Raw genomic sequence first — 20,393 nt, 5'->3', positions numbered from 1 at the left:
AGCAGCGCCGCTACGTCACGCCTTGCGCTGACCCACCTGTGCGACGCCCAGAACGTCCAGCACCTTCGCTTCGATATCCGCGGCATTCAGACCGGCGGTGGCATACATATCGGCGGGCGAGGCCTGATCAATGAACGTATCGGGCAGCACCATCGACCGATAGCGAAGACCTGTGTCAAACGCGCCTTCTTCGGCCAGAAGCTGTGCGACATGGCTGCCAAAGCCGCCAATCGCGCCCTCTTCGATGGTGATCAGCGCCTCGTGATCTTCGGCCAGTTGCAAGATCAGATCACGGTCCAGCGGCTTGGCAAAGCGGGCGTCGGCGACCGTGGGGCGAATGCCCTTCGCCTCAAGCGCCTCACATGCGGTCATAACCTCGGACAAGCGCGTGCCGAACGACAAGATCGCAACGCGCGCCCCTTCGCGGATCATGCGGCCTTTACCAATCTCCAGAACATCACCCGCCTCGGGCAATTCGACGCCCACACCTTCACCGCGCGGATAACGGAAGGCAATCGGGCCGTCATCATAGGCGGCAGCGGTGGCCACCATGTGTTTCAACTCTGCCTCGTCCGCAGCGGCCATGACCACCATGCCCGGCAGATTCGACAGGAAAGCGACGTCGAAAGACCCGGCGTGGGTCGCACCATCCGCACCAACCAGCCCGGCGCGGTCGATGGCGAAGCGCACTGGCAACCGCTGGATCGCCACATCATGCACGACCTGATCGTAGCCACGCTGCAAGAAGGTCGAATACATCGCGCAGAAGGGCCGCATTCCGGCGGCTGCCAGTCCGGCGGCAAAGGTCACGCCATGCTGTTCTGCAATCCCCACGTCGAAACAGCGCGACGGATAGCGTTCCGCCATCAGGTTCAGACCTGTGCCATCGGGCATCGCCGCCGTTACGGCACAGACGCGCGGGTCCAGCGCGGCCAGACGCACCAACTCCTTGCCGAATACGGACGTGTAGGACGGGGCGTTAGACGGCGCTTTCTTCTGCTCACCCGAGATCACGTCGAACTTGGCCGTGGCATGGCCCTTGTCGTTCGCGCGTTCGGCAGGGGCGTAGCCTTTGCCCTTTTTGGTCATCACGTGGATCAGCACCGGACCATCGGCACGATCCTTCACAGTCCGCAGCACCGGCAGCAGTTGCGACATGTCATGCCCGTCCAGCGGACCGATGTAGCTGAACCCCAGTTCTTCAAAAAGCGTCCCACCGACGGTCATGCTTTTCAGCATGTCCTTGGCGCGCTTGGCCCCTTCTTGGAACGGCGGAGGAAGCAGGCTCGCCATGCCTTTGGCGGCAGCCTTCAGATCGTGGAATGGGGCCTCGCCATAAAGGCGCGACAGGTAGTTGGACAGCGCGCCCACCGGCGGGGCAATCGACATATCGTTGTCGTTCAGAATAACGATCATGCGCTTTTTCAGATGGCCCGCGTTGTTCATGGCTTCAAACGCCATGCCCGCGCTCATCGCGCCATCGCCGATCACAGCAATCGCATCGCCCAGCCCATGTTCCGGCGCGCCGCCCAGATCACGGGCGACGGCAAAGCCCAAGGCGGCAGAGATGGACGTGGACGAATGTGCGGCGCCAAAAGGATCGTAGGGCGACTCGGACCGTTTGGTGAAACCCGACAACCCGTCCTTTTGGCGGATCGTGCGGATACGGTCGCGGCGACCGGTCAGGATCTTGTGCGGATAAGACTGGTGCGACACGTCCCAGATGATCCGATCCTTCGGCGCATCCCAGATCGCGTGCAGCGCAACGGTCAGTTCAACCACACCAAGGCCTGCCCCCAGATGCCCACCGGTTTCCGACACGGCGGCAATCGTTTCGGTCCGCAGTTCATGCGCGACCTGACGCAATTCGGCATCCGAAAACTGTTTCAGATCGGCAGGCGTCTGGACCTTATCCAAAAGCGGCGTGTCGGGTTTCTGGCTCATGAGCCCTCCGGGGGCGGATTAGCTTTGGCGCGCAATAACGAAGCGGGCGGCCTCTCGCAAGGTGTCGGCCTTGTCGCCATAAGGCGCAAGCGCGTCACAGGCGGTGTCGACCAGACGCTCTGCTTCGGCCTTAGCGCCATCGAGCCCCAGCAGGGACACGAAAGTCGCCTTACCCGCGTCGCCATCCTTGCGAAGCCGCTTGCCCGTCTCGGACTCGTCACCTTCAACGTCCAAGATGTCGTCGGCGATCTGAAAGGCAAGACCAAGGGCGCGGGCATATTCGCCCATCGCGCCGGTGTCTGCGCCCGCCATCACCGGCCCCGCCTGCGCCGACCACTCGATCAAAGCGCCGGTTTTCTTGGCCTGCAGGTCTGTGATCTGGGGCAATGTCAAAGGCGTGGCGGCAGTTTCGGCGGCGATATCCATCGCCTGCCCCAGCACCATGCCCAGCCCACCAGACGCGCGGGCAAGGCTGGCCGTCAGCGTGACGACACGGTCAGCAGGCAATGCCGCGTGGGCCACCAGATCAAAGGCCAGCGATTGCAGCGCGTCGCCAACCAGAACCGCGGTCGCCTCATCCCATTTCACGTGAACGGTCGGCAAACCGCGGCGCAGATCGTCATCGTCCATGCAGGGCAGATCGTCGTGCACCAGTGAATAAGCATGCATCGCCTCAATCGCCGCAGCCGCATCCATCGCTGGCACCGGATCGACACCGTGCAAAGCCGCCCCTTCACAGACCAGAAACGCCCGCAGCCGCTTACCCCCGCCAGAGGCATGGCGCATCGCGGCGCCGATATCACCGGGATAGGGGGCCAGCGCCGCCTCTAGCCGCGCGGTGACGGCGGCGGCGACCTCGGCGATCCGAGCGTCGAACATGTGTTACAGACCTGCCGCCGGAGTCGTCCCCGTGGCGTTGCCATCGGCGTCTGCCGTGATCGCCTCGACCTTTTCTTCGGCAGCTTTCAAACGCTCTTCACAGCGCTTCTTCAGCGCCGCGCCGCGTTCGTACAGCTTGATCGAATCTTCCAACGGCACATCGCCACGCTCCAGCTGGCCGACGACCTGCTCCAGCTCTCGCATGGCGTCTTCAAAGGACATCTGGTCTACGGGTTTCGCATCGCTCATTGCGCGGCTCCTGTCGCTTGGATCGGGCGCACCATAGGCTGGGTCGCGGTCAGGTTCAATTCGCCTGAGCCGCAATCAGCGCATCAACGTGAACCGAGGCCGAGGCCGCCAAAGCAGGCAGGTTGTAGCCACCCTCCAGACAGGACACGACACGCCCGCCACAGACCCGCGCCGCAAGGGCCATCAGCTCTTGCGTGATCCAAGCGAAGTCATCGGTGCTAAGCGCCAGACCCGCCAGCGGATCGTCCCGATGCGCGTCGAACCCGGCGGAAATGAACAGCATCTGTGGATCAAACGATTCGATCAAAGGCAGGATCCGAGAGGTCATGAGATTGCGATAGACCTCGCCATCCGTGCCTTCTGACAACGGGATATTGGTGATCTGATCATGCGCCCCGCGTTCATGCTGCGCGCCGGTGCCGGGGTACAAAGGCATCTGGTGGGTCGAGATGAACTGCGTCCGCGGCTCGTCCGACAGCAGGTCCTGCGTACCATTACCGTGGTGCACGTCGAAATCGATGATGCTGACCCGCTCCAGCCCATGCTTCTCCAGCGCATGTTTCGCCGCGATCGCCACGTTCCCGAACAGGCAGAACCCCATCGGAGAGGTCTTTTCCGCGTGATGCCCCGGCGGACGCGTGGCGACGAAGGCGTTCTGAACCTCGCCCCCCAGCACCATATCCACCGCCGCGACAGCTCCGCCCACCGCACGGCGGGCAGCGCTCAACGATCCCGACGACATCCATGTGTCGGCGTCCAATTGCACCTGTCCCGTTTCCGGCGCGGCGGACTGGATCGCATCCAGATGGCTTTGCGGATGACACAGCAAAATCGAAGCGTCATCGCACAGTGGCGCATCAACCCGCTGCAGGTCTTTGCCGTCCAGCGCCTTCAGCACCTCGTGCAGGCGCGCGACCTGTTCGGGGTGGCCATCAGGCGTGACATGGCCATGGCAATCGGGATGGGTAATCAGGGCTGTGGTCATCTGCTCCTCCTAGTCGTGGACCAGCATATAGCCTTCGCCCCGGACCGTCTGTAGGTAACGCGGTTGTTTTGGATCATCCTCGATCTTCCGCCGAAGCCGGGTGATCTGAACATCGACCGCGCGCTCCTGCGCTTGGCCGTCTTTACCCGTGCCGCGCCCCAGTTCCTCGACCAGCCGCATCCGGCTGATCGGTTCCCCCGGTGAGGCCGAGAAGATGCGCATCAACTGCACCTCGGTTCCGGTCAATCGGACGGTGCCATTGGCATCGCGCATTTCGCCCCGATCGATGTCGTATCGCACGTCACCCATGGTCAGCACCTTGGGCTTCGCGATCTCGGCCTCCGGCTCTGGCATACGGCGCAGAATGGCATTGATCCGCAGCAGCAACTCTTTCGGCTCGAACGGTTTGCCAAGGTAATCGTCCGCTCCGGCCTCCAGCCCCGCGATCCGGTCCTTGGTTTCGTCCCGCGCGGTCAGCAGCAGAATCGGCGTCGACATGGTTTCGCGCAACGACCGGGTCAGCGACACCCCGTCCTCTCCGGGCATCATCACGTCCAGCACGATCATGTCGAATTCCAAACCCGCCAGCAGCCGCCGCGCATGGGCCGCATCCCGCGCGGCGGAAATTAGGAACCCGTTGCGTTTAAGGTATTTTGTCAGCAATTCGCGGATGCGCTCGTCGTCATCCACGACCAGCAGGTGGGGCATTGGTTCGGCCATGGATCAGCCCTCCCGCAGCCCGGAATACAGGCGGCGCAACTCGGGCTCCATCATAGCCTCCAGCACCTGACGGAACCCTGCGACGGCATCCGGACCCGCCTTGCGATAGGCCGCGCGCATCCACGCGCGCTGCGCCTCGGATAGACGGGTTTCCAGCGCCTGCCCGGCCTCGGTCAGGAACAGATGCCGTTCGCGTTTGTCCGCCACACCGACGCGGCTTTCCACCAACCCGTCTTCGATCAACGTGCGCAGAACCCGGTTCAACGACTGTTTGGTCACGCCCAATATCGCCAGCAGCCGGTTCACGTTCATGCCCGGCGACCGGCTGATGAAATGCAGTGCCCGGTGATGCGCCCGGCCATAGGAGATGCCTTCAAGGATCTGGTCCGGGGCCGAGGTAAACCCCCGATAGGCAAAGAACATCGCTTCGATCCCCTGCCGCAACTGTTCGTCGGTCAGGAATAGAAGGCTCTCACCTGAATGGATGTCACTCATGTTACCCCGTTCACAAAGCGCCTCGATTTTCGTCACAATAAGTCAGTCTTGTTGACATTCCAAGGACCAACTGTTAGCGAGTCGCAGATTTCGGCGCAATTTTATGTCCGCAGCGGACCAATTGCGCGCAACAAATGGAAAGGTATTGGCCATGGAAGGCGCATACGACGATCGCGACGGCAAGATCTGGATGGACGGCAAACTGGTGGAATGGCGCGACGCCAACGTCCACCTTCTGACCCATGGCCTGCACTACGCGTCTTCGGTCTTCGAAGGCGAACGTTGCTACAATGGCAAGATCTTCAAAGGCGTCGAACATTCTGAACGCCTGAAGAAGTCCGCCGAATACCTCGACTTCGAAATCCCCTACTCGGTCGAAGAAATCGAAGCGGCGAAATACGCCATGCTGGAAGCCAACGGCTGGACCGACGCCTATGTGCGCGCGGTCGCATGGCGTGGTGCCGGTGAAGACATGGGTGTCAGCGCCCGCCGCAACCCGGTGCGTCTGGCCATCGCAGGCTGGGAATGGGGCAACTACTACGGCGACGCCAAGATGAAGGGCGCCAAGCTCGACATCGCCAAATGGAAGCGCCCCAGCCCGGAAACGATCCCCGTGCACGCCAAGGCGGCTGGTCTTTACATGATCTGCACCATGTCCAAGCACGAGGCCGAGAACAAAGGCTGCTCCGACGCGTTGTTCATGGATTACCGCGGCTATGTCGCCGAAGCGACCGGCGCCAACATATTCTTCGTCAAGGATGGTGAAGTGCACACGCCCAAGCCTGATTGCTTCCTGAACGGCATCACCCGCCGCACCGTGATCGGCATGCTGGAAGAAAAGCAGATCACAGTACACGAACGTCACATCATGCCGGAAGAGCTGGAAAGCTTTGAACAATGCTGGCTGACCGGCACCGCCGCCGAAGTGACCCCCGTTGGCCAGATCGGTGACTTCAACTTCGAAGTCGGCGCCATGGCGAAGGACATGGTCGAAAGCTACGAGAAACTGGTGCGCAGCTAACCGGATGCTCCGGTCCGCCAGCATCGCCCAAGCCATCGACCGCGCCGACCTTAGGGACGGCGCGGTCATTTCGTTCCACCACCACCTGCGCAACGGCGACGACGTGATGCGGCAGGTGCTGGAAACAGTCTCTAACAAGGGACTTCGGGGGCTGACGATTGCGCCCTCGTCGCTGTTCCCCTGTCACGCGTCCCTTATCCCCTACCTTGAAAACGGCACCGTCACCGGTATCCACACGGCCTATATGACCGGCCCATTGGCCGATGCCGTCGCCGCCGGGGCGCTGGCCAATCCCGCGATCCTCACCACCCACGGCGGCCGCGCCCGTGCGATTGAATCCGGCGCGCTCAAGATCGACGCCGCCTTCATCGCCGCCCCCGCTGCCACGCCCGAGGGCGACCTGACCGGTGCGACCGGCCCCAACGCCTGCGGCCCGCTTGGTTACGCAATGGTCGATGCAGCCCACGCCCATACCATCGCCGTCACGGATCACCTGACCGACAGCCTGCCCCGCACCTGCATCCCCGCAGCTCACGTCGACCAACTGGTCGTCTTCGACAGCATCGGCGACAACGCGGGCATCGTGTCGGGCACAACTGGGCGCGCGCCTTCCCCTGACGGACTGCGGATCGCCAATATCACCGCCCAACTCATCGCCGCCTCTGGCCTGCTCAAAGACGTCTTCAGCTTTCAGACCGGCGCAGGCGCCACGTCCCTTGCCGTTGCCGACGCCTTGCGCCCGATGATGAAGGACATCCAAGGCAGCTTCGCCGCGGGGGGCATTACCGGTCCTCTGGTCGACATGCACCGCGACGGGTTGTTCCTCGAATTGCGCGATGTGCAGGCTTTTGACCTGTCGGCAGTGCAAAGCTACGCCAACGACCCGCAACATTACGGGATGAGCGCGTCTGACTACGCCAACCCCGACCGCGCCGACGCCTTTGCCCACCAGCTCGACGTGATGATCCTTGGCGCCGCACAGGTGGACACCGATTTCAACGTAAACGTCACCCGGTCCGGCGACGGTCGGATCATCGGCGGATCCGGTGGTCACGCCGACACGGCCGAAGGCGCCAAGCTGGCGATCGTCACAACGACCACGCGCGCCGGACATTTCCCAAAGGTCGTGGATCGCCTGACGACGCTGACCACACCGGGCCACACCATCGGCGCCGTCGTCACCGAAGCTGGCATCGACATCCACCCAAACCAACCCGGCCTGCGCGCGGCCGCCCAATCAGCTGGCCTGCCCCTTATCGCCCTGCAAGACATCGCAAACCAAAACGACCACACGCCCAAAACCGGACGCGTGGTCGCAATCTGCCAAGACCGGCGCGGCAATCAGATCGATCTGATCCACCAGCGCTGATCCTGCGTTCATCTTTCCAGAAATACTCCGGGGGTCCGGGGGCAGCGCCCCCGGGCGTCCGGTTTAGGCGCCCCGATTAACCCGGCGACATGCCCCGCAAACGCTCACTCCGCCGACGCAGAATTTCCAGCGTCGCCAGCAGCGCGATCGAGATACAGACAAGGATCGTCGCCACCGCCAGAATGGTCGGCGAAATCTGTTCCCGCAGGCCGATGAACATCTGCCACGGCAGCGTCTTCTGCGCCGCGGACCCAACGAACAACACCACGACCACCTCGTCAAAGGACGTGATGAAGGCGAACAGCCCGCCCGAGATCACACCGGGCAGGATCAACGGCATCTGCACCCGGAAGAACGTCGTCACAGGGTCCGCCCCCATGTTCGCCGCCGCGCGGGTCAGCGACCGGTCGAACCCGACCAGCGTTGCGGTCACGGTGATGATAACAAAGGGGATCCCCAGAACCGCGTGGGCCAGGATCACCTTAATGTAGCCGACCAGCGATTTCGACATGCCGACGGTACCTTCAAGGAAATTGCCAAGCGTCGAGTAGAAGAAGAACATCCCCGTGGCCGAAATGATCAACGGCACGATCATTGGTGAAATCAGCACTGCCATGATCGGCCGTTTGAACGGCACATGAGACTGCGACAGACCGATCGCGGCCAGCGTCCCCAAGGATACGGAAATGATCGTCGCAATCGGCGCGATAATCAAAGAGTTCTTCAGCGCCAACTGCCAGCCGTCAGACTGGAAGAAGTCGCGGTAGTGCTTCAGCGAATAGCCTTCCGGGTCCAGACGCAGCATCTCTGGCGTGAAGGTAAAGAAATCCTCGGCGTTGAACGACAGCGGCAGCACGACCAGAATCGGCGTGATCAGGAACACGAAAATCGCGCCCGCAAGGAACAGGAAGAAGTTCCACCACAGCGTCTGCGCCGGGGTGTAATAGATCGGCACGCCATCACGATATCGCCCACGTCCGATCCAATACGCAAACCAGGACAGGATCGCCCCGATGATCGCGCCGCCAACCAGCCCGCCAAGGCCGCCAAAGATCAGGCCGACGACCCCAAACAGGGCGATGACGCCCCACCGGCCCATCGCCTTATTCGACACCATCGTGTTCAGGACATAGCCCAGAACCACACCGATGATGGCACCGGCCACAAGACCCATCCAGGGATTGCCCAGTACGTTGCCCGTCAGGAACCCTAGGATCAGCCCCATGCCCCCGACCATCGGCAGCGTGAAGGTGGTCAGATTTGGTCGGCCCGTGCTTATTGTCAGATCGCTCATGTCCCTTACCCCAGCTTCACGTTGTCGATGCCGACGATCCGGTCGTACGCCCAGTAAAGGACCAGAACGACCACCAGCAGAATTGTCCCAAGCGCGGCCGCGAGGCCCCAGTTCAGAGAGGACGAGATGTGGTACGCAATCCGGTTCGAAATGAACGTACCAGTGTTACCACCCACGATTTCCGGCGTGATGTAGTAGCCAATCGCCAAGATGAAGACGAGGATCGAGCCCGCACCAATACCCGGCACCGACTGCGGGAAATAGACCCGCCAAAACGCCGTCCAGTTGGTTGCGCCCAAGGATTTCGCCGCGCGCAGATAGGTGGGCGGAATGGTCTGCATCACAGAATACATCGGCAGGATCATGAACGGCAGCAGGATGTGCGTCATCGCAACGATCGTACCGAACTGGTTGTTGATCATCGTCAATCGCGCGTCGTCCGCGACCAATCCCAGCCAGACAAGCGTGTCGTTTATCACCCCTTGTTGCTGCAACATCACCTTCCATGCGGATGTCCGCACCAGCAGCGATGTCCAGAAAGGCAACAGCACCAAGATCATCAGCAGGTTCGCCACCCGCATCGGCAGGTTCGCCAGCAGCCATGCGACCGGATAGGCCAGCAGGATACAAGACCCGGTGATGACCAGCGACATGAACAGCGTCCGTTTGAACAGAGTGCCGTAAATCTGCTGGTTCTCGGGGCGCGCTTCGATCCCGTCCGGGGTGACCTGCATATCCGCCGCATTGGCGAAGTAGCCGGGCGTCACACGGGGCGAATACAATTGGATGGTTTTCCAGACTGCGGGATCCAGCCAATCCTCATCCGCATCCTCGAACTGCGCCTGCAGATCTACGGTCTCGAACTCTCCCACCGCGCCCGCGGCAGCGGACAACAGGGGCGCATTGCCCTCGACCTCTCCGCCATGCGTCAGGTCATGATGCAGCGCCGCAAACATGAAGTCGGGAACGTCTTCTTCCAGAAGCTCGTCTTCTTCTTCGATGTTGAAGGCAACCCAGTTCTCCCACGCATTTTGCGTAAAGCGCAGCCCGTCAAAGGCGTCGTCTTCGGCCAGCGCGGCCCAAGTGGCCGGGTCTTCCCAAGCCGGGTCCAGCGCGACGAACTGGTCGGTATAAAGGTCGGTGTCAAAGCGGTCGACGCGGCGGCCCGTCTTACGGAACAGCGACGACACGCCGGTCTGTTCATAGTTCAGACGGGTGCCAAGGCGCGTGTGCTCCTTGCGTTCAGAGGCGAACCACATGTCCAGATAAAAGGCCATCCAAGTGGCATCATCCGGCAATTCCGTTTCCTCGGGGTCCCAGTCCGACAGTTCGACCACCGTGAGAGGTAGCGTATCCGCCACGATGTCGTTCTTGACCGACCGCAACAGCATGTCACCGATCGGGATCACGAAGGTCACGAGGACAAAGATCAAAAGCGGCGCGATCAGCGCCAGTGCCCGCAATTTCTGACGCCGCAATGCGCGGGCCAGCGATTTTTTCAGGGGCGTGCCGTCGGCCGCCAGCATGGGGCCGGAATTGGTGGTGTCAGCCATGTCAGACGCCCTCCACTAGGATTATGTCGCTGTCGGCCGTGCGATGTCTGATCTGCACAACCTCTTGATATTCTGGGGAATGATAGGCGCGCTTGGCGTCTTCGAATGTCGGGAATTCTATGACGACGTGGCGGTCTTTCATCGGACCTTCGGGCGCTTCCGAGGCTCCTCCGCGGACGATAAACTGTCCGCCATAGCCTTCTAGGATCGGCGTATCCCGCTCCACGTATTCTTTGTAGGCCTCAGGGTCTTTCACCGTGATATGGCCAATGATGTAGCCTTTCGGCATTTCATGTCCCCGTTGGTTCGCCGCATTTTGCGGTCATTCTGGGTGTGATCCCGGCGATAAACACCGCCGGGATCGGTGCGGCGGGGATCACCCCGCCGCTTAGGCTATTATTGAGCCAACCACGCCTGGAATTTGGCGTCGATGTCATCACGGTAGTCAGCCCAGAACTCGTAGTTGTACAGGAACGTGTTCTGCGCGTTGTTGGGATCGGTCGGCATGTGCGGAGCCATGTCGATGCCCAGCTCGGCGTGCTGACCGACCAGCGGTGCGGAGGACGCACGTGCCGGACCGTAGGAGATGTACTTCGCCTGATCTGCCAGACGCTGGGTGTCGGTCGCGAACTTCACGAAGTCCATGACACGGGCCAGACGCTCTTCGCTCAGGCCGGTCGGGATGATCCAACCGTCAAGGTCGAACACCTGCGCGTCCCACATCATTGCAACCGGCTGGTCCTGCTCTTCGATGACCGAGAACAGACGACCGTTGTAGGTCGAACCCATGAAGATTTCGCCATCAGCCAGCAGCTGCGGCGTGTCGGCACCGGCGGACCACCAGATCACGTCGTCCTTGATGGTGTCGAGCTTGGCCAGAGCCTGATCCTGACCTTCCGGGGTTGCCAGAACGTCATAGACTTCGTCTTTGGCGACGCCGTCACACAGCAGGGCCCATTCCATGTTGTTGATCGGACGCTTTTCCAGCGCGCGCTTGCCCGGATAGGTTTCCAGATCGAAGACGGAGCAGATGTCGGAGGGTGCATCGACACCTTCCGGAACCATGTCGGTGCGATAGCCGAAGGTGGTCGAATAAACGATCTGCGGGATGTAGCAGTCAGACACCAGCATGTCGCCAAAGTCGTCGGACGCGGACGAACCGTCGTCGCCATCTGCCAGCATTTCGTCAAAGTCGATTTCCATCGCCAGACCTTCGTCGCACAGACGGATGGCGTCAGCGGCCACAACGTCAACGAGGTCCCAGGTGATGTTGCCGGCTTCGTTCATGGCGCGCAGCTTGGCCACGGCTTCCGCCGAGGATTCGTCCCACACCACGTTCACGTCAGGATGCATTTCCTGGTAGGGCTCGACGTACGCTTTCTGCTGCGAGTTCTGGTAAGCACCGCCCCAGGAAACGAGCGTCATGTCGTTTGCCATGTGGCTTTCTGCGAATGCTACACCAGCTGCAACGGTCAGAGCCGTCGAAGTAAGAAGGGTCTTAGTCAGTTTCATACTGGTCTCCCTGTTTTCCCGTTTAGAATTTGTTCGCCATGCGCCACGGGTTGGACGCGGAGGCTACTAAGATCGACGCCGCACGGCGCCGAAACTGAATTTTCGGATCAGGCGTCAAGCGCGCGGCAGTCCTCGGCCAACCAGCCGATTTCGATCTGCTCGCCTTTTTGCAGACGGCGCTGATCCGGGGCATTCCGGGTCTTGATGACGAAATCATCTTTGCCCGCGACACGCAGACGCGTGCGGAAAATGTCGCCCATATAGATGAACTCGAGCACCTCTGCCTTCAGCGTATGCGCGTCGGGCGACAGGCGGTCCTTGTTCATCTCAACACGTTCAGGACGGATCGACACCAGCGTCTTATCGCCGGGCTTCGACACGTTCACGGGCTTGGCGTCGATGACAGAGCCATCGTCCAGCTTGACCGTGCAATGATCGCCTTTGATTTCCTGAACGATGCCTTCCAGCGTGTTATTTTCACCGATGAACTGCGCAACAAAGCTGTTCTGCGGACTTTCATACAGCTCATCCGGCGGCGCCAGCTGCTGAATACGGCCGTCATCGAACACAGCGACACGGTCCGACATAGTCAGCGCTTCGGTCTGGTCGTGCGTCACGTAAACCGTGGTGATGCCCAGATTGTGGGCAATGCTGGTGATTTCGAACTGCATGTGTTCGCGAAGCTGTTTGTCCAAAGCACCCAGCGGTTCGTCCATCAGAACCAACTCAGGCTCGAACACCAGCGCACGGGCCAATGCGATCCGCTGCTGCTGACCACCGGAGAGCTGGGCCGGACGACGTCCGCCAAAGCTGCCCATCTGGACCATGTCCAAGGCGCGTTTGACCTTGGCTTCACGATCCGATTTGCTCATCCGTCGCACTTCGAGAGGGAAGGCAAGGTTCTCGGCCACCGTCATATGCGGGAACAGCGCGTAGTTCTGGAACACCATCCCGATCCCACGTTTGTGCGGCGGAATGTTGTTGATCGGTTTACCGTCCAGCCGGATGTCGCCATGCGTCGCGGTTTCAAAACCGGCAAGCATCATCAGGCAGGTGGTTTTCCCTGACCCCGAGGGTCCGAGCATTGTCAGAAACTCGCCCTTGGGCAGTGACAGGTTCAAATCTTTGACGACAAGAGTTTCGCCATCATAGCTTTTCTGGACGCGGTCGAATTCAACGAACGCATCGGCAGTGTTCATGTCAGCCAAAACTGGCTCCCCGTTGTATTTCCGCGGCTTTTGCCGCTGTTGTACTGCCAGTTAAGACTCCGCAACGCCGTTCTTGCAACCGGAACGCGGCAGTTTTTTCGGCATTTGCGACGTTTTTCATCGCTCTTGAGGCTGACCTAGAGCGATCAGCCCCAAAGTCCAGTTACCCGAGGACCGACTTCACGGCCCGCGCGGTCTTGCCAGCGATCTCTTCGACTTCTGAGTCGGTCAGGCAGAAGGGCGGCGCAAAGCCCAGAATGTCGCCCTGCGGCATGGCGCGGGCGATCACCCCCTGCTCCAACAGCTTGGCCGAGACCTGCGGGCCGATCTTTTCGGACGGGTCAAAGAACTCGCGCGCCTCGACGTCGCGCTGAAATTCCACCGCCGCGATCATGCCTTCGCCACGCACCTGGGCCACATGTGCATGGTCGCCCACCGCATCGCGCAGCGCGTCGTTCAGCACCTTGCCCACGCGACCGGCATTTTCGATCAGCTTTAGATCGTCGATCAATTTCAGGTTCGCGATCCCGGCCGCTGCCCCGATCGGGTGCGCGGAATAGGTCCAGCCGTGTCCGATGGGGCCGTTTTCGTCCGTCCCCTGCTCTAGCACCTTCCACATCTTGTTGCCGACGATGGACCCGGACAATGGCGCATAGGCCGACGTCAAACCCTTGGCGATGGTGATCAGGTCAGGGCGCATCCCGTAGTGATCCGACCCGAACATACTGCCCAGACGGCCAAAGCCGGTGACGACCTCATCTACGATCAGTAGGATATCGTGCTTGTCCAGAACCTTCTGGATCGCGGGCCAATAGCCTTCGGGCGGCGGAACGATACCGCCAGTGCCCATCAACGGCTCACCGATAAACGCGGCAATCGTATCCGCGCCTTCGCGTTCGATCAGCGCCTCAAGCTCGGCCACCAGATGGTCGACATAGGCTGCCTCGCTCATCCCGGCATCGGGGCGGCGCATATAATAGGCCGCCTCTGTATGGATGACGTTTGCCAGCGGCAGGTCGAATTTCTTGTGGAACAGCTCCAACCCGGTAAGCGACCCGGTCATCAGGCCCGACCCGTGATATCCGCGCCAGCGGCTGATGATCTTCTTCTTTTCCGGGCGACCAAGGATGTTGTTGTAGTACCAGACCAGCTTGACGTTGGTTTCGTTCGCATCCGACCCGCCAAGCCCAAAGTAGACCTTGCTCATCCCCTCCGGCGCGCGATCCAGCACCATCTTTGCCAATGTGATCGACGCCTCGGTCCCGTGACCGACATAGGCGTGGTAATAGGCCAGCTCTTTCGCCTGTTCGGCGATGGCTTCGGCGATCTCGGGGCGGCCATAGCCGACGTTCACACAGTAAAGGCCGGCAAACGCATCCAGCAGGCGGGTGCCGTCCCGGTCGGTGATATGACAGCCTTCAGCCGTCTTGATCACGCGGTTCGGTGACTCGCCACGGGCGTGCTGTGCCAGATGCGTCGAGGGGTGAAAGAACGCCTCGCGGTCCCATTGATCCAATTGATCGTTGCGCAGCATAATTGCACTCCTTTTCATCAAAATTCCCCTCAGACCTCGCACCCGAGCGCAAGACTTGCAACCCGATCGCCTCTCCAGCACCATCGCCAGACCATCTGGAAAGACCTGACATGATTCACAAAAACATCCCCTTCAGCGCCGAAGAATACGACCGCCGCCTGGCCAAGACCCGCGCCGCGATGGAGGCCAAAGGCGTTGAGGTGCTTTGCGTCACCGACCCGTCCAACATCGCATGGCTGACCGGCTATGACGGGTGGAGTTTCTATGTGCACCAAGGGGTTGTCGTCTTTCTGGACCGCGATCCCTTTTGGTGGGGCCGCGCGCAGGACCGCAACGGCGCGATCCGCACCGTCTGGATGGAAGACAGCCGTTGCTATGGCTATGCCGACCACTTTGTCCAATCGACCGAACGCCACCCGATGGAAGAATTGGCCGCCCAATTGCGCGCCATGGGCGTGGCCAGTGCCCGGATCGGGGCCGAGCTGGACAATTACTACTATTCCGCCAAGGCCCACGCGGTTCTGACCCACGAACTGCCCGATGCCACCTTCATCGACGCAACCGCGCTGGTGAATTGGTGCCGCACCGTAAAATCAGAAGAAGAACTGGTGTTCATGCGTAAAGCCGCGCGGATCAGCGAAAAGATCGTCGACGGCTGGTTAGAGCGGGTCGAGCCGGGCATTCCCAAGAACCAGATCGTCGCCGAAATCCAACGTGATGCAATTTTAGGCGTTGGCGAGGATTGGGGCGATTATGCCGCCATCGTGCCCCTGCTGCCCTCGGGCACCGACGCCGCCGCCCCGCACCTGACATGGGATGGACGCCCCTTCCAAAAAGGCGAGGCGACATTCTTTGAAATTTCTGGCTGCTACCGCCGATACCACGCGCCCTTCTGCCGGACGGTGTTTCTGGGCGAACCGCCCGATCTGTTCAAACACGCCGAAGCCGCGCTGGTCGAAGGTTTGGAAGCAGGTCTTGAAGTTGCCCGCGCAGGCAACCGCGCCTGTGACGTTGCCAACGCTTTGGCCGCACCGCTGGAAGCCGCCGGGATCACCCGCGGCGCGCGCTGCGGCTACCCCATCGGCCTGTCCTACCCGCCCGACTGGGGCGAACGCACGATTTCCCTGCGGTCCGAGGATGAAACCATCCTAGAGCCGAACATGACCTTCCACTTCATGCCCGGCCTCTGGATGGCCAACTGGGGACTGGAGATCACCGAATCCATCCGCATCACCGAAGACGGCCCGGCCGAGTGCCTTTGCGACCGTCCCCGAGAAATGTTCGTCAAGAAATGACCGACCTAGCCGCCACCCGATCTCTGCTAGGCGATCTGATTGCGATCCCGACCATCTCGGCCGACAGCAATCTGGAAATGATCGCCATGCTCGCCTCCTACCTTGGGGACCAAGGGGCGGAGGTCGAGATCCAGACCGATGACTCGGGCAAAAAGGCCAACCTGCTGGCCCGGATCGGCCCGGATGAACCCGGCGGCATCCTTCTGTCCGGTCACAGCGACGTGGTGCCTGTCGAAGATCAGGCCTGGACAGGCGATCCCTTCGGAATGTGGGAAGACGACGGTAAACTGTTCGGGCGTGGCACCTGCGACATGAAAGGTTTCATCGCCGCCGCCACCGCCATGGCCCCCCGTTTCGCCGCCAACGACCTGCGCCGGCCGGTGCATTTCGCCTTCACCCACGACGAAGAGGTCGGCTGCCTCGGCGCGCGCAACCTCACCGAAATTCTGAAAGGCCGTGAAACGCTGCCGTCTATCGCGATCATCGGCGAGCCGACGGAAATGCGCATCATCGAAGGCCACAAGGGCTGCTGCGAATACACCACGCGGTTCACCGGCTTCGAAGGTCACGGCAGTCGCCCTGAACTGGGCGTGAACGCGGTGGAATATGCGGTGCGCTATGTCTCTCGGCTATTGGATTTGCGCGAACACCTGCGCCACCGCGCCCCGCCCGGGTCACTGTTCGAACCACCGTGGAGCACGATAAACATCGGTCGCCTGACCGGCGGGCACGTCCACAACGTCATCCCCGGCCGGGCCGAGGTTGATTGGGAAATGCGTCCCGTCAACGACGGCGACATGGATTTCGTGAACGACAATCTGCGCACCTTCATCGCGCGCACCCTGCTGCCGGAAATGAAGCGCGTCTTTCCCGACGCCGACATCACCACCGAAGTCATCGGAGAAGTCGTCGGGCTAGAGCCGATGGACAGCAACACCGCCCGCGATCTGGTAGCCTATCTGACCGGCGCGAACGGCACCGATCTGGTGTCCTTCAGCACCGAGGCGGGATTGTTCCAGCAACTGGGCATGTCGGCCGTCATCTGCGGGCCGGGGTCCATCGCGCAGGCACATAAACCGGACGAGTTCATCGAGTTGGACCAGCTGGATCAATGCCTGACCATGCTGCACAAACTGGCTGATCAGCTGGCCGCGTAATTTGACCGATCCGTCAGACGCGCCCAGCTGTATTCCGCCGCAAGCCACGCCCGCCGCAATGGCCCCAAGGGGAAGCGTGGCGGCGGTGTGCGGAAGGCTGCGGGCAAAACGCTCTGCGGTTCTTTGCCCTGCACCAGATCCGCCAGCCTCGCCCCCAGATAGCTGCCCATCGCGACCCCGTTGCCATGATAACCGAAGGCGGCAAAACCACCCGAAAGCCCCGGAATAGAGCCGCAATAAGGCGTCAGCGACGCGGTCAGGCACACCATCCCTGACCAACGATGTGGCGTTTCCACGTGACGCCATTCCGGGAACACCTGATCAAAGTCGCGCCGCACCCTGTGCGCGATCCGCGCTTCGTTCGCGGCACTGGTGATCAACCCGCCGCGCTGGCCAAAGACCATCCGGTTGTCGGGCGTCAGGTGGAAATAGTGCAGCAGGCGACGTTCTTCATACGACATCTGCCGCGTGGTCCAGCCTTGGGCGGCCAGTTCATCGTCGCTCATCTGTCGCGTCGCGATGACCGAGCTTTGGGCAGGAAGCGTCCGCGCGCGGATCCAATCCGGCACGTTTTCCGAGGTATAGCCGTTCGTCGCCAGCACGACCTTGTCCGCCAGAATGGTCGCGCGGTCTGTAACCACCTGCACGCCGCCCGAAACGCCTTCGATCTGCCGCACAGGGCTATGCCCAAACACCTGAACGCCCGCATCAATAGCCGCCTGCAACAGCCCCTGCAGATACTTACGCGGGTGAAGCGAAAACCCCAGCGGCACAGACACCGCCCCGTGCCAGCGCCCGCCCATGCCGCGTGCGGTCATCTGATCGGCAGGGATAACCTCGGGCTGCACGTCATAGGCTTCGGCAAATTCCTCGGCCAGCGCGGGCAGTCGGCGGGCCATGGCGGGGGAATGGGCGACGATGGCCTCTCCATGCTCTTGCCTGTCCGCGTCGATCCCCAAGCGATCCAGCAACGCGCCAACGTGGGATATCGCCGCCACCTCGGCCCGCCGCACATCTTTGGGATCGCCGAACCGGCGTAGCTGGATATCCGGCGCACGCGATCCACCCAGACAACAGAACCCGCCATTGCGCCCCGATGCGCCAAACCCCGGAAACTCTGCGTCCAGCAGCACGACTTCGACACCGTTCTCTGCCAAGTGCAGCGCCGCATTCAGCCCGGTATAGCCACCACCGATCACCACCACATTCGCCCGATTTAGGGTCGAAACTGGCGGAAATTCCAAGGCTGCGTCCGGCACCGCCCCGGCCCAGTGGTTCCCCGCGATCACGTCGCGAGAATAGGCATAGTCGCCATAGATGCGTGTCATGCGCGTTCGGCCGCTTTCTCGTCCCGGATCCGCTGAACCGCGGCGCGTTTGGAAATCAGCGACGCGGCGATGACGCCCACAGTGACGATGGCGATCATGATGGTCGACAGAGCGTTGATTTCCGGCGACACGCCCAGCCGCACGGCCGAGAAGATCTTCATCGGCAGCGTGGTCGACGACGGACCCGCCGCGAAAGACGCAATCACCAGATCGTCCAGCGACAGGGTGAACGCCAGCAACCAGCCCGAGATCACCGCAGGCGCGATGATCGGCAGGGTCACCAGCCGGAAGGTCTGGAAGGGCGTCGCGCCAAGATCCAGAGCGGCCTCTTCCAGCGATTGATCGAACGCCACCAACCGCGACGACACCACCACCGAGACATAGCACATCGCAAAGGTCGTATGCGCCAGCACGATGGTCAGCACGCCCCGGTCCAGATCGATGCCGATGAACAGTAGCAGCAGCGACAGGCCAAGGATGACGTCTGGCATCACCAGCGGGGCAAAGACCATGCCGGAAAACAGCGTCCGCCCCGGAAACCGATGGATGCGCACCAGAACATAGGCCGCACATGTCCCAAGGATCGTGGCGAGGGTCGAGGTCATCACCGCGACCTTCAGCGTCACCAGCGCCGCGTCCAGAAAGGCTTCGTTCTGCAACAGCTCTCCGTACCATTTGGTCGAAAAGCCCGCCCAGACGGTCACCAGCTTGGATTCGTTGAACGAATAGATGACCAGAATGACCATCGGCAGATACAGGAACGCGAACCCAAGGGTCAGCGATACGACGTTGAAAGACGACAGACGGTTCATGCCTCGGACTCCGCCTGCTTCTGCTGGTTGCGCTGGAACAGCACGATCGGGATCACAAGGATCAGCAGCAGGATCACTGCCACGGCCGAGGCCACAGGCCAGTCGCGGTTCGAGAAGAACTCTTCATACAATACCTTACCGATCATCAGCGTCTGCGACCCGCCCAGCAGCGACGGGATCACGAATTCCCCAATCGCGGGAATGAACACAAGGAAACACCCGGCGATGACGCCCTGCTTCGACAAGGGCACGGTGATCAGCCAGAAGGCTTTGAACCGGGAACAGCCAAGATCCTCGGCAGCTTCCAACAGCGATCCGTCCAGCTTTTCCAGCGCAGCGTATACCGGCAGGATCATGAACGGCAGGTAGGTGTAGACGATGCCGATATAGACCGCGATGTCCGTGTTCAGGATGGTCAGCGGTTCGCTGATAAGACCCGTCCACAGCAGGAACGCGTTCAGCAGCCCGTTCTGGCTAAGGATCCCCATCCACGAATAGACGCGGATCAGGAAAGACGTCCAGAACGGCAGGATCACCAGCATCATCAGCGTCGGGCGCCAATGTTCGGGCGCGCGAGCCATGCCATAGGCGATGGGGAACCCGACAAGCAGGGTCAGAAAGGTCGAGATCAGCGCGATCTGGAGCGACGACAGATAGGCCTTCCAGTATAGATCGTCGGTGGTCAGGAAGACGAAGTTTTCGAAATCCAGCTCGGCAAAGAAGTCTTTGATGCCCTGCCAGCCCATCGACCAGTCCCATTGCGGAAAATAGGGCGGACGCGCCAGCGCCACGTCGGACAGCGCGATTTTCACCACGATCACAAAAGGGATCAGGAACAGCGCCAGCAGCCAGACGTAGGGGATGGCGATCAAGATCAGGCGGCGCATGAAATCCCCTCAAGCGTTTGGTCGGAGCGCGAAGGGGTGCGCCGACCCGAGGGGGGGCGCAAATGCGCCGGCCCATGGGGGCGGGTCGGCGCAGCCCGGCGTCCCGCCGGGCGGGACACATTATTCGAGCCCTCAAAATAATCCAGCTCAG

The 20,393-nt window shown here is 61.3% G+C and carries 19 protein-coding genes; 4 read left to right on the top strand and 15 right to left on the bottom strand.

The window, feature by feature from the left end:
* Nucleotides 1-15: 15 nt before the first annotated feature.
* From dxs to ACI3GR_RS09940, 6 genes are read right to left on the bottom strand one after another with little or no spacing between them, the layout of a single operon-like run.
* On the bottom strand, nt 16-1,944 hold the full coding sequence (gene dxs, locus ACI3GR_RS09965; protein ID WP_407494143.1) for a 1-deoxy-D-xylulose-5-phosphate synthase: 1,929 nt from the start codon (nt 1,942-1,944) through the stop codon (nt 16-18).
* Between the two features lie 18 nt (nt 1,945-1,962).
* On the bottom strand, nt 1,963-2,823 hold the full coding sequence (locus ACI3GR_RS09960; protein WP_407494141.1) for a polyprenyl synthetase family protein: 861 nt from the start codon (nt 2,821-2,823) through the stop codon (nt 1,963-1,965).
* 3 nt (nt 2,824-2,826) lie between these two features.
* The gene (locus tag ACI3GR_RS09955) at nt 2,827-3,072 is read right to left on the bottom strand and encodes an exodeoxyribonuclease VII small subunit (protein ID WP_407494139.1); all 246 of its coding nucleotides are present in this window, start codon (nt 3,070-3,072) and stop codon (nt 2,827-2,829) included.
* Between the two features lie 55 nt (nt 3,073-3,127).
* Nucleotides 3,128-4,057: a histone deacetylase family protein gene (locus ACI3GR_RS09950; protein WP_407494137.1), complete on the bottom strand. Its 930-nt coding sequence runs from the start codon at nt 4,055-4,057 to the stop codon at nt 3,128-3,130.
* Nucleotides 4,058-4,066: 9 nt separating this feature from the next.
* Nucleotides 4,067-4,777, bottom strand: a complete 711-nt coding sequence (locus ACI3GR_RS09945) for a response regulator (RefSeq protein WP_407494135.1) — start codon at nt 4,775-4,777, stop codon at nt 4,067-4,069.
* 3 nt (nt 4,778-4,780) lie between these two features.
* Nucleotides 4,781-5,272 (bottom strand): MarR family winged helix-turn-helix transcriptional regulator, encoded by a 492-nt coding sequence (locus tag ACI3GR_RS09940; protein ID WP_407494133.1) that lies wholly within the window; start codon nt 5,270-5,272, stop codon nt 4,781-4,783.
* A 151-nt stretch (nt 5,273-5,423) separates the two neighbouring features.
* Here ACI3GR_RS09940 and ACI3GR_RS09935 point away from each other — a divergent pair, with 151 nt between their 5' ends.
* Complete coding sequence (locus tag ACI3GR_RS09935; protein ID WP_407494131.1) at nt 5,424-6,293, top strand: branched-chain amino acid aminotransferase; 870 nt, start codon at nt 5,424-5,426, stop codon at nt 6,291-6,293.
* A 4-nt stretch (nt 6,294-6,297) separates the two neighbouring features.
* Nucleotides 6,298-7,662 carry a citrate lyase subunit alpha gene (locus tag ACI3GR_RS09930; RefSeq protein WP_407494129.1) on the top strand — a complete coding sequence of 455 codons (1,365 nt, stop codon included), beginning with the start codon at nt 6,298-6,300 and terminating at the stop codon, nt 7,660-7,662.
* A 76-nt stretch (nt 7,663-7,738) separates the two neighbouring features.
* Here the strand turns inward: ACI3GR_RS09930 and ACI3GR_RS09925 are convergent, their stop codons facing one another.
* The 6 genes from ACI3GR_RS09925 to ACI3GR_RS09900 all read right to left on the bottom strand — a co-directional run bounded on the left by ACI3GR_RS09925 (nt 7,739) and on the right by ACI3GR_RS09900 (nt 14,763).
* Entirely contained in the window at nt 7,739-8,956 is a 1,218-nt protein-coding gene (locus tag ACI3GR_RS09925; RefSeq protein ID WP_407494126.1) for an ABC transporter permease, read from the bottom strand.
* Nucleotides 8,957-8,961: 5 nt separating this feature from the next.
* Nucleotides 8,962-10,509, bottom strand: a complete 1,548-nt coding sequence (locus tag ACI3GR_RS09920) for an ABC transporter permease (RefSeq protein WP_407494124.1) — start codon at nt 10,507-10,509, stop codon at nt 8,962-8,964.
* 1 nt (nt 10,510) lies between these two features.
* Nucleotides 10,511-10,798: a DUF1330 domain-containing protein gene (locus ACI3GR_RS09915; RefSeq protein ID WP_407494122.1), complete on the bottom strand. Its 288-nt coding sequence runs from the start codon at nt 10,796-10,798 to the stop codon at nt 10,511-10,513.
* A 107-nt stretch (nt 10,799-10,905) separates the two neighbouring features.
* Nucleotides 10,906-12,021 carry an extracellular solute-binding protein gene (locus ACI3GR_RS09910; protein WP_407494119.1) on the bottom strand — a complete coding sequence of 372 codons (1,116 nt, stop codon included), beginning with the start codon at nt 12,019-12,021 and terminating at the stop codon, nt 10,906-10,908.
* A 107-nt stretch (nt 12,022-12,128) separates the two neighbouring features.
* On the bottom strand, nt 12,129-13,220 hold the full coding sequence (locus ACI3GR_RS09905) for an ABC transporter ATP-binding protein (RefSeq protein ID WP_407494894.1): 1,092 nt from the start codon (nt 13,218-13,220) through the stop codon (nt 12,129-12,131).
* Between the two features lie 172 nt (nt 13,221-13,392).
* Nucleotides 13,393-14,763 (bottom strand): aspartate aminotransferase family protein, encoded by a 1,371-nt coding sequence (locus ACI3GR_RS09900; RefSeq protein WP_407494117.1) that lies wholly within the window; start codon nt 14,761-14,763, stop codon nt 13,393-13,395.
* A 110-nt stretch (nt 14,764-14,873) separates the two neighbouring features.
* Here ACI3GR_RS09900 and ACI3GR_RS09895 point away from each other — a divergent pair, with 110 nt between their 5' ends.
* Nucleotides 14,874-16,058 carry a M24 family metallopeptidase gene (locus tag ACI3GR_RS09895; RefSeq protein WP_407494115.1) on the top strand — a complete coding sequence of 395 codons (1,185 nt, stop codon included), beginning with the start codon at nt 14,874-14,876 and terminating at the stop codon, nt 16,056-16,058.
* The gene (gene argE, locus ACI3GR_RS09890; RefSeq protein WP_407494113.1) at nt 16,055-17,215 is read left to right on the top strand and encodes an acetylornithine deacetylase; all 1,161 of its coding nucleotides are present in this window, start codon (nt 16,055-16,057) and stop codon (nt 17,213-17,215) included. The genes ACI3GR_RS09895 and argE overlap by 4 nt, the downstream gene beginning before the upstream one ends.
* Here argE and ACI3GR_RS09885 read toward each other — a convergent pair.
* The 3 genes from ACI3GR_RS09885 to ACI3GR_RS09875 are packed head-to-tail and all read right to left on the bottom strand — an operon-like array spanning nt 17,200 to nt 20,242.
* Nucleotides 17,200-18,543 (bottom strand): NAD(P)/FAD-dependent oxidoreductase, encoded by a 1,344-nt coding sequence (locus ACI3GR_RS09885; RefSeq protein WP_407494111.1) that lies wholly within the window; start codon nt 18,541-18,543, stop codon nt 17,200-17,202. The genes argE and ACI3GR_RS09885 overlap by 16 nt on opposite strands.
* On the bottom strand, nt 18,540-19,355 hold the full coding sequence (locus ACI3GR_RS09880; protein ID WP_407494109.1) for an ABC transporter permease: 816 nt from the start codon (nt 19,353-19,355) through the stop codon (nt 18,540-18,542). Before ACI3GR_RS09880 ends, ACI3GR_RS09885 begins: the two co-directional genes overlap by 4 nt.
* Entirely contained in the window at nt 19,352-20,242 is an 891-nt protein-coding gene (locus ACI3GR_RS09875) for an ABC transporter permease subunit (RefSeq protein ID WP_407494107.1), read from the bottom strand. Before ACI3GR_RS09875 ends, ACI3GR_RS09880 begins: the two co-directional genes overlap by 4 nt.
* Nucleotides 20,243-20,393 lie beyond the last annotated feature (151 nt).

Source organism: Pseudooceanicola aestuariicola (genome assembly GCF_045763785.1).
Lineage (GTDB): Bacteria > Pseudomonadota > Alphaproteobacteria > Rhodobacterales > Rhodobacteraceae > Pseudooceanicola.
This window is presented reverse-complemented; position numbering and strand designations above follow the sequence as displayed.

Excerpts from the sequence above, each read along its gene's own strand:
- dxs (WP_407494143.1), bottom strand. The coding sequence starts at position 1,944 with ATGAGCCAGAAACCCGACACGCCGCTTTTGGATAAGGTCCAGACGCCT.
- ACI3GR_RS09960 (WP_407494141.1), bottom strand. The coding sequence starts at position 2,823 with ATGTTCGACGCTCGGATCGCCGAGGTCGCCGCCGCCGTCACCGCGCGG.
- ACI3GR_RS09955 (WP_407494139.1), bottom strand. The coding sequence starts at position 3,072 with ATGAGCGATGCGAAACCCGTAGACCAGATGTCCTTTGAAGACGCCATG.
- ACI3GR_RS09950 (WP_407494137.1), bottom strand. The coding sequence starts at position 4,057 with ATGACCACAGCCCTGATTACCCATCCCGATTGCCATGGCCATGTCACG.
- ACI3GR_RS09945 (WP_407494135.1), bottom strand. The coding sequence starts at position 4,777 with ATGGCCGAACCAATGCCCCACCTGCTGGTCGTGGATGACGACGAGCGC.
- ACI3GR_RS09940 (WP_407494133.1), bottom strand. The coding sequence starts at position 5,272 with ATGAGTGACATCCATTCAGGTGAGAGCCTTCTATTCCTGACCGACGAA.
- ACI3GR_RS09935 (WP_407494131.1), top strand. The coding sequence starts at position 5,424 with ATGGAAGGCGCATACGACGATCGCGACGGCAAGATCTGGATGGACGGC.
- ACI3GR_RS09930 (WP_407494129.1), top strand. The coding sequence starts at position 6,298 with ATGCTCCGGTCCGCCAGCATCGCCCAAGCCATCGACCGCGCCGACCTT.
- ACI3GR_RS09925 (WP_407494126.1), bottom strand. The coding sequence starts at position 8,956 with ATGAGCGATCTGACAATAAGCACGGGCCGACCAAATCTGACCACCTTC.
- ACI3GR_RS09920 (WP_407494124.1), bottom strand. The coding sequence starts at position 10,509 with ATGGCTGACACCACCAATTCCGGCCCCATGCTGGCGGCCGACGGCACG.
- ACI3GR_RS09915 (WP_407494122.1), bottom strand. The coding sequence starts at position 10,798 with ATGCCGAAAGGCTACATCATTGGCCATATCACGGTGAAAGACCCTGAG.
- ACI3GR_RS09910 (WP_407494119.1), bottom strand. The coding sequence starts at position 12,021 with ATGAAACTGACTAAGACCCTTCTTACTTCGACGGCTCTGACCGTTGCA.
- ACI3GR_RS09905 (WP_407494894.1), bottom strand. The coding sequence starts at position 13,220 with ATGAACACTGCCGATGCGTTCGTTGAATTCGACCGCGTCCAGAAAAGC.
- ACI3GR_RS09900 (WP_407494117.1), bottom strand. The coding sequence starts at position 14,763 with ATGCTGCGCAACGATCAATTGGATCAATGGGACCGCGAGGCGTTCTTT.
- ACI3GR_RS09895 (WP_407494115.1), top strand. The coding sequence starts at position 14,874 with ATGATTCACAAAAACATCCCCTTCAGCGCCGAAGAATACGACCGCCGC.
- argE (WP_407494113.1), top strand. The coding sequence starts at position 16,055 with ATGACCGACCTAGCCGCCACCCGATCTCTGCTAGGCGATCTGATTGCG.
- ACI3GR_RS09885 (WP_407494111.1), bottom strand. The coding sequence starts at position 18,543 with ATGACACGCATCTATGGCGACTATGCCTATTCTCGCGACGTGATCGCG.
- ACI3GR_RS09880 (WP_407494109.1), bottom strand. The coding sequence starts at position 19,355 with ATGAACCGTCTGTCGTCTTTCAACGTCGTATCGCTGACCCTTGGGTTC.
- ACI3GR_RS09875 (WP_407494107.1), bottom strand. The coding sequence starts at position 20,242 with ATGCGCCGCCTGATCTTGATCGCCATCCCCTACGTCTGGCTGCTGGCG.